Origin of the sequence: Candidatus Phytoplasma pruni (assembly GCF_001277135.1) — a bacterium.
Lineage (GTDB): Bacteria > Bacillota_I > Bacilli_A > Acholeplasmatales > Acholeplasmataceae > Phytoplasma > Phytoplasma pruni.
Map to the genome: position 1 here is coordinate 1 of NZ_LHCF01000013.1, position 11,194 is coordinate 11,194.

Below are 11,194 nucleotides of genomic sequence, written 5' to 3' on the forward strand. Positions count from 1 at the left end.
AAATAAAGCTAAATTGTTCTTTGGAAAAACAATTTAGCTTTTATTCTGTATATGGTGAAAAAAATGTTAACATTATTGAGTTTTTTTTCTTTTGAAATTAAATTTATTTTCTTTACCTTTTAGCAAATTGATAATATTTTTGTAATGTTTTAAAAAAATAATAATTGTGGTGGCAAAGATAAAACATAATTCCATACAAGTTTGTGGGGGCTCATTTTTCCTCGAAAGATAAACACCAGTATTAATCCATAAGCCGACATTTACTAAAGAAGTGGCTATAAGAGACGATAAAGAGGCGTACCCGCTAAATCTTACTATAATAACAAAAGATAAGATCCCTAATAAACCCGCTAGGTAATTAATACTTGTGATAAAACCGACCGAACTAGCGATAGCTTTTCCGCCCTTAAATTTGTTGAAAATAGAAAACATATGTCCTAAAACAGCAGCTATGCCGAAAAAGACTCTATAATAATTGATTTCCTCAGGAATAATATCATTTTTCGTTAAACATCCAACGATAAAAATAGGCAAAAAACCTTTTAAAAAATCTAAAATAAAAGTTAGTAGGCCTAATTTAAAACCTAATACTCTAGTTACATTCGAAGAACCAATATTTTGCGAACCTAAAGTGCTAATGTCTTTGTTTTTAAAAATTTTTCCTACCAATAAGCCTACTGGAATAGAACCTATTGTATAAGACAATAAAATAATACTTACAATAATAATTATATTTGATATATTCATGTTTTCATTTTTCAAACTTTCTTTTATTTATGTTATAACAATTTAATAAATATTTGTTAATTAACAAATAATAAAAAGTTAAACATATCATTTGTAAATTGGTCTAAAACCAGATTGGGTTACATATATAAATATTTAAAACCGAAGGTGGATACGATATATACTAGAGGACCAACTACACGAGTCGCTATAGTCGCAAAAGGCAATAAATCTTCTCGATGGCTAATAGCCATTACACCTAAATTGCCTGTTCCACCAATACTGTGCGAACAAAGGCCAGCAGTTAAAGATAATTCTAGAGGGTAAAAACCTAATGATTGGGCGAAAATAAAAGTTGTTATCACAGCCATCGTTAAGGAAGTAACAACGATCAATACAACACTAGGTGTTTTTAAAGTATTTATTAAAGTGGCAAAATTAGTAGTTAACCCTAAACCGGCTAAAACAGGGCCTGTAAAATTAATAGACATGAATTTGCCAGCTTGGGACACAGAATTTTGATACTTATCAGACAATAAATCAAAAATTTTAATAACTAATAAAATGATAATAACATATACCATTGCGTCTAAATAACTAAATAAAACTTGGTTAATCATATTACCTAAATTATAAAGAGCGAAAATGATTAATAACCCCATGCCTATTTGTTGATGTTCTAAAGGTGTTTTGGTAGACTTATGAGAATGGTCAATCTTTTTTTGTTCTAAAGAACCTTTGCCGCTGTATTTAGTTTTATCAAATAAAACAAATAATAAACCAGCGAAGAAAATACTTAAAACACGGGCTAAAATTAAAGGTGCTAAAAGAACACTTCTAATTTGACTTGCCTCTGCTGACCCTTGAAAAGCGTCTTTATAAATACCATTGGAAAAACCACCAATGCCTAAGTTAGTTCCTCCGTTAGTTAAAGGCACAAACACAAAGAAAATACTATCCCAGAAACTACCTTGAGATTTCTTTGAGAAAATAACATCTGGTTGAAAATGAGCTAAATAACCTAAAAAACCACTAATAACAAAAGAAAAGATAATAGCGATTAAAGTGATGGGAATAAACTTGATTAAAGATCTTTTTAATAAATCTCTATCCACGCTTAAAAGACTGCCGGCGATAACGATAGTGATAAAGAATTGTGAGAAATTAACCCCTAAACCAGCATTTGCTCCTGGTTTATTGAAAAAAGCTTTATCAAAATTATCAGCTATGTTTTTTGGTATTATTTCTTGATAAATTAAAAAAGATGGTACTAATATAGAAAGTAAAAAACCAAAGCCCAATTTGTTTAAAAAAGGCGTTTTAGAACCAATATAATTTAAACTAATCCCTAACACCATAGCAATAAATAAAGGCGTTAATAAAGGATGCCATAATTTTTTATTGTCTTGATCTATTCTCATATAAACGATATTTAAAATCATTATTACAACAAAACTTAAAAACAATAAAGGGTGAAAACCAAAAATCTCTATTTTCTTTTTATTATTTTTTTCATTCATAAAAAATGTTTCCTTCTTTCTTATGGATTAGAATGTTAATGCATGAACACTTATAATTATATTTTATTGAGACAAGTTTATAACAAGAAAAAGTCATTAATAAACATCTTTTGTTAAAAAAACCTTTTATTAACCTAAAAAAAGCTTGTTGTGTTTCATTTATTTGTTAAAAAATTTTTCTATCTGATGATTAACTATGTTTTTCGTTGAAATTAAATTGTTGATAAATAGTTTGTATTTTATTTCTAAATAATAAAAAGACCACTAAGTTGATCACATTGGAAGTAATAACGGGAATCAGATTTAAAAACCATAAAATAAACCAAGATTTAGTTGTGCCACCATTAAAAAAAGCGTTTATCAAGTTCACAAAAAGACCTTCACGAGTAGATAAATTTTTTTTAATAATAGTTAGCCACGCATAACCGTTAATTGTGCGAGAAATACTTTGAATGATGATAATAATAGTGAAAAATAGTAACATTTTTTGATAATTTTTTTCGTTCATTTTTAGAAAAGATAGAAAAAGATATGCTAAAATAGGTATAAAAGTCCCAAAGATAATATTTTTCATGACAATAACAGCACTTTCGTCTACAAATAAAGTTTGAAAAGTATTATAGATTTGTATGTATTGAAATGAGGAATAAAAAGCCCCATCAATAAATAAGTAAATCAATAAAAAAGTTAAAGCATATTTAAAGTTAAATAAAAACATTAAAACGAATAAAGGAAAGTGCCAAAAAACCCATAATTGAGCGTCTACAATCGGCATTTTTTTAAAACTAAATAAACTGCCTGAAAGAAACTTTTGGTTAATTTGAGCTAATATAAAAGCCATGGCTATTAAATTAGCTCCTAAAGTTATTTTTTTTAAATCTATTTTTTTAGTCATATTATTTTTTCCTTTGGTGCGAATATATGAAGCGTGAAAGAAAGAATTGTTTATGGGAGTGATTGTATAAACACAATTATGCTTGTGTTTTATGTGAATTATTGCATTTATGTCTTTTTTATTTTAACATATAAGACCTCTTCTAGAATGATTATTTTATCAATAAATGTTTCTAATATGCGATAATCATGATATAAACATCTTTTTTATTGAATTCAGTTACGCAATGAATTAATAAAAAGTCAATAAATATGTTTTTTTAATATATATTTTGTTATAATGTTTTTGTCTAATAATCTTTGAATAAATGTCTAAGAAAAAAAGGAAATGATTCGATTGATTAATGATGGCAAAAAATGTTTCAGATGGAGCAGTACTCAAGTGGTTATAAGAGGCGTCCCTGCTAAGGACGTAGTCCAATTTTTGGTGCAAGGGTTCGAATCCCTTCTGCTCCGCCAATTATAAAAAAATTTTGATGATATTTTTTTTACTTAAGCATTTGTTAAATAGTTTTATTTTTCCCAATAATATAATATTTAGCCAGAATTGATTTATCTTTTGCTTAATTAAATAAAATTATATATTATTATCGTTTAAAAGAAAAAACATCTTTATTTAGATATAAAGATGTTTTTTTATTAAAGACGTTTCTTATTTATAAGAAACTTATTATCTTTTAGATTGATTTTTTTTAATTTGTTGCAAAATCCAAACAATAATCACTGAAATCATTATAGTGATAAAAACACCTATAATTATAATCTGGAAAGTGTTGATGCTTTTTTCTTTATCATCAGTTTTTGTAGTGCTTTTTGTCGTTGTGGCAGCAGTTTCAGATTTTTTTAATTTTTGATAATCTGTTTCGATTTTGGTTAATTGTGTGTTTTTATCTTCCAATTTAGAAGACTGACTTTTATTTAAAAAACCCTTTATTTTATTTATTAAATTATTGATATGGGTGTCGCTTAATTTATTAGCATCCGTCAATTCTGTTTTTTTAGTTTCTAAAGTTTCCATATGTGTTTTTAATAATTGAGTTTGACCCATTATTTTGATGAACGCTGTTTTAACTTCTTCCAAAGTTTTTTCACCTGCTTTGGATAAAATTGAAGCATCACTTAAATAATTCGGTTTTTGATCTTGTATTTCTTTCACCAATTGTTGCATATTGTCCAAAATATTTTTATCAGCTTGCAGAATGTTTTGGGTGGTCGTTAATTTATTAGTTATTTCGGTTGATAAACTATCGAAAACCGCATCTTCAAAGATTTTTTGTAACTCTTGTATATTGGCAGTAGTAAAGATTTTTTTGATGTCTGTTTCAAAAGTTGATATTTCTTGCAATAAAGCGGCAGCTTTTGTTTTGATATCGTCTTTTTGTTGGTCTTGATTTTTTATTTCTACAATATGATCTTTGATATTTTTAACATTTCCAAACACCTTATTATGAGAGAAGAATATCAATATGAAAACCGATAAAATTCCTGTTAATTGTAAAAATTTAGATAAATAATTTTTATTTTGTGAAAACATTTGTATTTTATTTAAAAATCCTTTCTATTAGATTTATTAAAATACATTTTCATATTATAATAAATGAATAAAATATTTATTCATTACATAAGTAATTTTATCATATTTAAATTGGGAAAAGTTAAATATTTGTGTGATATTTAGCGTTTGTTTGGTTCATTAAAACAACCTAATTGCGGCTAAATTTAAACTTTTTGTTTCGTTTTGAACTGAAAAAAGGCCGCTTTGTAAAAAGGTAAAAAAACTACATTTTAGACTGTCTAAAAAGCCTTAAAAGAAATTTTTCTTTTTTTTAAATTGCTCTTTTGCTCGGCAAAAAAAGTTGAGAAACAGGAAAATGAAGAAAAAGACGCACTACATTAGAAAAAAAGGTTTTTCATATGGTAAAATATTAAGATGTGATTTTATTTGTAGTCAAATAAAATTTTTTTTATTCTTTATTTAGTTAAGGTTTTAGGTTTCTCCCTTTCATAAAACCTCTTGGAAGAATATAATATAAAAGAATGAATTTATAAGAAAAAGGATTTATTTTGTATGTCTTATTTAGTTTTATATCGTAAACATAGACCTAAAAATTTTGATGGGATGGTAGGTCAAGAAGTTGTTATTAAAACTTTAAAAAATGCTATCAAATTGCAAAAAATTCATCATTGTTATTTGTTAAGCGGCAATAAAGGCGTAGGTAAAACCACTTTGGCTAAAATTTTAGCTAAAACCATTAACTGTCAAAATCCTCAAGGACAAGATTGTTGTAATGAATGTGAGTTTTGTTTAGTGGTCCGCCAAAAAGCAAATTTAGATGTGATTGAAATTGATGGTGCTTCTTATAATGGTGTAGATGAAATTAGAGAATTAAAAGACACAGTTCAATACAAACCTCATTTATTAAAATATAAAGTTTATATTATTGATGAAGTTCACGTCTTATCTAGCAATGCTTTTAACGCTTTATTGAAATTATTGGAAGAACCCCCATTGAACGTTGTTTTCATTTTAATCACTAGTGAATTAGCTAAAATTCCTAAAACTATTCTTTCCCGAACTCAACATTTTCATTTACCGAATTTGACCGATGAAGAAATTAAAACTAAATTAAACCCTATTGTGGAGGAAGAAAAAATTTTAATTACTGATGAAGCTTTAACCACTATAGCAGCCTATTCAGACGGAAGTATGCGAGATGCTTTAAATTTATTAGATAAAATCAGTTCTTATAAAATTAACTTGATTGAAAAAAAAGATATTGAAAAAATGTTAGGTGTTATTTCGGAAAGTAAAATAAACCAATTAGCCGAATATTTGGTTCAACCAGACATCAACCAAATGATAGCTTTTTTAGAATTAATTTTGAAACCTAATGTGCAAATTTCACCTTTTTTAGATGATTTAATTGATTTTTTTCAAAAATTATTATTAGAACATGTGACTAATCCTCAAGAAAATACAAATTTATTCCGTTTGTTAACCAATTCTAAAAGGAATGAATTTTTTGAAATCTTGTTAATTTTAAAACAAAATATTATCCATTTCCCCACTAAAAAAAATTCTTTAATTTTAAACTTTATTAAAATACATAATCTGTTTTTTGACAAAAATATAATTATCAAAAAGACTTCTATCGCTGCCAAAAACACTAATACAGTGGTGAAAAATCATAATTGGAACAATAATGTTTCATATTCTAATAACGACCTTCCTTGCACTAAAAAAGAACCTCAAAAATCTTATCTGGCTAAAAAAAAGGAAATTGTTGCAGAAGCAGCAATAGAATCAGAAAATAATTTAATAAAACATATTAAAAAAATTCTGCTTAATCAAGATGATAAAACAACTACTCTTTTAAAAAAAAGATGGGCTAATTTAAAAACTTATTCTGATAATTTAGAGTTAGAAGCTTCTGCCAAAGTTTTATCAGAAGCTAAATTGTTGATGATCGGACGCAACAAAGAAATGTTGTTGGCTTGTTCGGATATGAATAATTATAAGAATTTATTAAATGTTAATGTGAAAAAAAACATTAAGAAACTTTTTAACTCTAAAAAAACTATTATCAATGATTATTTTGTTATTTTGCCAAAACATTGGGATGAATTGATCAAAGTGGCTTATGATAAATATCAAACAACTAATAATCCGATGGATGTTGATTTATCTCATTTAGACAATAGTTTTTATGAACAAAATTCCCTTGTCAAAATAGAACAAAATGAATTAGAACTAATTAAATTAGCTAGAGAATATTTTGGTTTTGATACAGTAAAAATTAAGATATAATAAGGAGTGAAAATGAATACTAATACTAATATGTTTGATAAATTAAGAAAAATGCAAGAAGCTATTCAAAAAGAGCAAAAAACATTAGAATCCAAAGAATTTATCGCTACAATAGGCGATGTGATGATAGTGATGCAAGGGACTAAACAAGTTGTTGATGTTCGTATTAAAAATACCCAAGCTCTTAAAAATTTAGATATTCTGCAAGAAAGTATTTTATTATCTTTTAACGAAGTTTTAAAACAAGTAGAAAATGCTTCAAGAGAAGTCATTAATAAAGCTTCTGAAAATTTAGAATTCACTTTTTGATAATTTTATTATCTTTTAATCATTTTCTTAGAAAGAGGACAACAATTTATAATGAACGAAAAAAAGAACCTAATCGACCCCAATAATTCAATGATTGATATTTCTTATCAAATTTTAAAACAAAATAAAACATCTATACCTATTTATCAATTAATGGAACAAGTTTTCCAAATTAGACAATTAGATTTTACTGATGTGGAGAAAGTTTCTCAACTATATTTAGATATTGTTTTAAGTGGTCTTTTTGTTTTTAATGGCCAAGATCTTTGGTGCGTTAAAGCGGGCAATCTACATTTATGGGATAAAGAGTATTACGCTGAAAAAGACGATAAAGATGATGAAGAACAAACAGATATCGATCATAAAATTTTAGATTTTGAAGATTTTACCTTAAAACCTAAAAATGATGATAGTCATGATGAAGATAGCGATGAGCACAAAGAAGAAATAGAAGAAGCGTTAGATATTGATTCAGAACATTTAGATAATGATATCAAAAAACCTCAAGTAGATTTAAATTCTGTGAGCGATGATGATGTCAAAGAAGACGATATCAATGATGAATATGATTATTTATACGATCAATAAAAGATTCCCCCATATGATAATTTAAAAAAATACTAATACAAAAAAACAAGTTGTATTATCAAGTGAGCGGAGTTAAAAAAATGTTCTTAGGCATATACGATTATACTGTATATTTAACTTATTTAAATTTACTAAGTGGCTTTATTGGCGTCAGTTTAGTTGTTTTTACAGACAAAATCGGCTTAGCTTCTGTTTTTTTGTTAATATCAGGCATTTGCGATATTTTTGATGGCATAGTTAGTCGTAGTAAAAAAAACCGTTCTCTTTTGGAAAAAAGATATGGTGTACAAATTGATTCTTTGGCTGATTTGGTTAGTTTCGGCGTTTTACCAGTAGCGATAGGTTATTCTTTATTGAAAAAAGTTGTTTCTTCAGGATCTACTTATTATACACTTTTAACATTCGCTTTTGTCTTTTTTGGTAGTTTATATGTTTTAGCAGCTTTAATTAGATTAGCTTATTTTAACGTTTTAACGGAGGAAAATGAAGAATTAAATTCTAAAGGTTTTATCGGCGTTCCGGTTACTTTTTCCTCAGTTCTGTTCCCTGTTTTAATTTTAATTCACTTACAATTAGGTAAATTGTGGAAAGATTTTGAGGATATTCAGTGGTTATCACCTTTAATATATCTCTTTTTCCTCATGTTATTTTCTTTTTTATTTGTTTATGATAAAATTAAATTTAAAAACAAAAAAATATTTTATATTTCTTTTTAAGTGCGTTATTTCTAACGTTGATTTTGACTTTGTTATACTTAGAAATATGTCTCAAAAAATAATTAAAGGTCGTTTAGATGAAAAAAATAGTTGATAAAAAAGGGAATGTTTTAGAAGACAAGATCACTAGCAAACAACAAATATTTGTGTATACTAATATTGAAAAGAACTTTTGGAAAAGACTGTTTTTAAAAATTCTTGTTTCCAAATTTGTGACTTATTTAGCTAGTTTATATTTTAAAACCTTTTTGTCTAAAATTCACATCTCTAAAACAATCAAAGAATATAATATAGATTTGGATTTATTCGAAAAGCAAAAATTTCGTTCTTATAATGATTTTTTTACACGCAAATATAAACATCTGTCTTTTGATAGAAAGGAAACAACTTTCATTAGCCCTTGCGAAGGGCAAGTTAGTATTTTCCCTATTTATAATAATAGCGTATACACTATTAAAAATGTTGATTATCGTTTAAGTGATTTATTAAAAGATGATAAATTGGCTTCAGAATATTTAGATGGTCAATTAGTGATGTTTAGGTTAAAAGCTAATGATTATCATCGTTATATTTTTATAGATGATGGCTTATTAGACCTAAAAGTGGTTAAAATCAAGGGTAAATTTCATACAGTGAACCCTATAGCTTTTAAACAATTTAACGTTCTACAAGAAAATACTAGAGAATATAATATTTTATATACCCATAATTTTGGTCAAGTAGTGCAAATAGAAGTCGGCGCTATGATGGTTGGTAAAATCAACAATCATGAAATCAGTAAGTTTGTTAAAGGTCAAGAAAAAGGTTTTTTTTCTTTTGGTGGTTCTACTGTAGTTTTATTGATTAAACCGAATAAAGTTGTTTTTGATCAAGATATTTTAAACAATACGAGAAATAACGCTGAAACTAAAATTAATATCGGTGAAACAATTGGACATAAAATAGAGCAAATGTTGGATATGTTCTAATTGTTTTTCTCCCATAGGAAGAAGGAAAAAAGATGAATAAAAATAAAAAACAACCTAAATTTATTTTCGTGACAGGTGGAGTAGTTTCTGGTTTAGGCAAGGGCATTATTGCTTCGTCTATTGGTCAAATTTTAAAACAACGCGGTTTAAAAGTGTTTATGAAAAAATTTGATCCTTACATTAACGTTGATTCAGGCACTATGAGCCCTAATCAACATGGGGAAGTTTTTGTGACTAATGATGGAGCTGAAACAGATTTAGATTTAGGTCATTATGAAAGGTTTTTAGATGAAAACTTATCAAGAGAATCTAACGTCACTACAGGACAAATATACCAATCTGTAATTAATAAAGAAAGAAAAGGGGAATATTTAGGTAAAACTATTCAAGTCATTCCTCACATTACTAACGAAATTAAGTATAGAATTTTAACTATCGCTCAAAACGCTGATTATGATATTATTATCATTGAAATAGGTGGAACTGTTGGAGATATTGAGTCTTTACCTTTTTTAGAATCTATTAGGCAAATGCGTTATGATTTAGGCTTTCATAATGTTCTTTATTTACACAATACTTTAATTCCTTATTTAAAATCTTCCAACGAAACGAAAACTAAACCTACTCAACACAGTGTGAAAGAATTAAGATCTTTAGGAATACAACCACAAATTTTAATTTTAAGAAGTGAAAAAATAATCACTCCAGAAATGAAGCAAAAAATATCTATTTTATGTGATGTTCAAAAAAACGCTATTTTTGATAACACAGATGTTGATATTTTATATAAAATTATTCTTAATTTACACGGACAAAAAATAGATGATTTTATTTTAGATCATTTCCAAATTAAAAATGTTCCTGTTTCTGATTTATCCCAGTGGAAACAATTAATTCATAAAATAGAACACTTAAAACGCACAATCACTATTGGTTTAGTAGGAAAATACATCGATTCTCATGATGCTTATTTATCTATCGAAGAGTCTTTGAAACATGCTTCATACACTCATGATGTGAAAGTTGAAATTAAATGGATTGATGCGGAATATTTAACTAATGATAATATCCAAAAACAGTTAAATACTTGTGATGGTATTTTATTGCCTGGTGGTTTTGGTTTTAGAGCGGTTGAAGGGAAAATTAAAGCCGTTAAATACGCTCGTGAAAACGATATCCCTTTTTTCGGTATTTGTTTTGGTATGCAAATAGCGGTGATAGAATATGCTCGTAATGTTTTAAAATTAGAACAAGCCAATTCCTCAGAAGTAGATTCTAAAACGCCTTATCCCGTTATTACTCAAAAAATATATAATACACAATTAGGCGGTTCTTTAAGATTAGGTCTTTATTCTTCAGAATTAAAAAAAGATAGTAGAAGTTATGCCATTTATCAACAAGAAGTGATTAACGAAAGACATCGTCATCGCTATGAAATGAATTTAGAATATCTCCCTCTTTTTGATAAAGATCCTTATTTCAATGTTTCTGGCTTTAATCAAGAAGAAAAAGTCCCTGAAATAGTGGAATTAAAAAATCACTTTTGGTTTGTAGGGGTTCAATTCCATCCAGAATTTTTATCTCGTCCTCTGAAGCCACATCCTTTATTTAAAGATTTTATTAAGTTTGCTATTAAATACAATACAAATAAAAATACACAATAAA

General features: G+C 27.0%; 10 protein-coding genes and 1 tRNA gene. 7 read left to right on the forward strand and 4 right to left on the reverse strand.

Features of this window, described 5'->3' with window-relative positions; all coding sequences use genetic code 11:
- Nucleotides 1-72: 72 nt before the first annotated feature.
- From plsY to CPX_RS02095, 3 genes are all read right to left on the reverse strand, one after another.
- The gene (gene plsY, locus CPX_RS02085; protein ID WP_053521536.1) at nt 73-747 is read right to left on the reverse strand and encodes a glycerol-3-phosphate 1-O-acyltransferase PlsY; all 675 of its coding nucleotides are present in this window, start codon (nt 745-747) and stop codon (nt 73-75) included.
- A gap of 119 nt (nt 748-866) precedes the next feature.
- On the reverse strand, nt 867-2,246 hold the full coding sequence (locus tag CPX_RS02090; RefSeq protein WP_053521529.1) for a 2-hydroxycarboxylate transporter family protein: 1,380 nt from the start codon (nt 2,244-2,246) through the stop codon (nt 867-869).
- A 190-nt stretch (nt 2,247-2,436) separates the two neighbouring features.
- Nucleotides 2,437-3,141, reverse strand: a complete 705-nt coding sequence (locus CPX_RS02095; RefSeq protein WP_053521530.1) for a hypothetical protein — start codon at nt 3,139-3,141, stop codon at nt 2,437-2,439.
- Nucleotides 3,142-3,508: 367 nt separating this feature from the next.
- On the opposite strand from CPX_RS02095, the gene CPX_RS02100 reads away from it, so the two are divergent.
- A tRNA-Ser gene (locus CPX_RS02100) sits at nt 3,509-3,599 on the forward strand.
- 211 nt (nt 3,600-3,810) lie between these two features.
- Here the strand turns inward: CPX_RS02100 and CPX_RS02105 are convergent.
- Entirely contained in the window at nt 3,811-4,581 is a 771-nt protein-coding gene (locus CPX_RS02105; RefSeq protein WP_235443243.1) for a hypothetical protein, read from the reverse strand.
- Between the two features lie 627 nt (nt 4,582-5,208).
- On the opposite strand from CPX_RS02105, the gene dnaX reads away from it, so the two are divergent.
- The 6 genes from dnaX to CPX_RS02135 all read left to right on the forward strand — a co-directional run bounded on the left by dnaX (nt 5,209) and on the right by CPX_RS02135 (nt 11,193).
- On the forward strand, nt 5,209-6,948 hold the full coding sequence (gene dnaX, locus CPX_RS02110; protein ID WP_053521532.1) for a DNA polymerase III subunit gamma/tau: 1,740 nt from the start codon (nt 5,209-5,211) through the stop codon (nt 6,946-6,948).
- 12 nt (nt 6,949-6,960) lie between these two features.
- Nucleotides 6,961-7,257 (forward strand): YbaB/EbfC family nucleoid-associated protein, encoded by a 297-nt coding sequence (locus CPX_RS02115; protein ID WP_017191988.1) that lies wholly within the window; start codon nt 6,961-6,963, stop codon nt 7,255-7,257.
- Nucleotides 7,258-7,308: 51 nt separating this feature from the next.
- On the forward strand, nt 7,309-7,845 hold the full coding sequence (gene rpoE, locus CPX_RS02120; RefSeq protein ID WP_053521533.1) for a DNA-directed RNA polymerase subunit delta: 537 nt from the start codon (nt 7,309-7,311) through the stop codon (nt 7,843-7,845).
- A 62-nt stretch (nt 7,846-7,907) separates the two neighbouring features.
- Nucleotides 7,908-8,561 (forward strand): CDP-alcohol phosphatidyltransferase family protein, encoded by a 654-nt coding sequence (locus tag CPX_RS02125; RefSeq protein WP_235443244.1) that lies wholly within the window; start codon nt 7,908-7,910, stop codon nt 8,559-8,561.
- Nucleotides 8,562-8,638: 77 nt separating this feature from the next.
- Nucleotides 8,639-9,529 (forward strand): phosphatidylserine decarboxylase, encoded by an 891-nt coding sequence (locus CPX_RS02130; protein ID WP_053521534.1) that lies wholly within the window; start codon nt 8,639-8,641, stop codon nt 9,527-9,529.
- Nucleotides 9,530-9,561: 32 nt separating this feature from the next.
- The gene (locus tag CPX_RS02135; protein WP_053521535.1) at nt 9,562-11,193 is read left to right on the forward strand and encodes a CTP synthase; all 1,632 of its coding nucleotides are present in this window, start codon (nt 9,562-9,564) and stop codon (nt 11,191-11,193) included.
- The last annotated feature ends 1 nt before the right edge of the window (nt 11,194 follow it).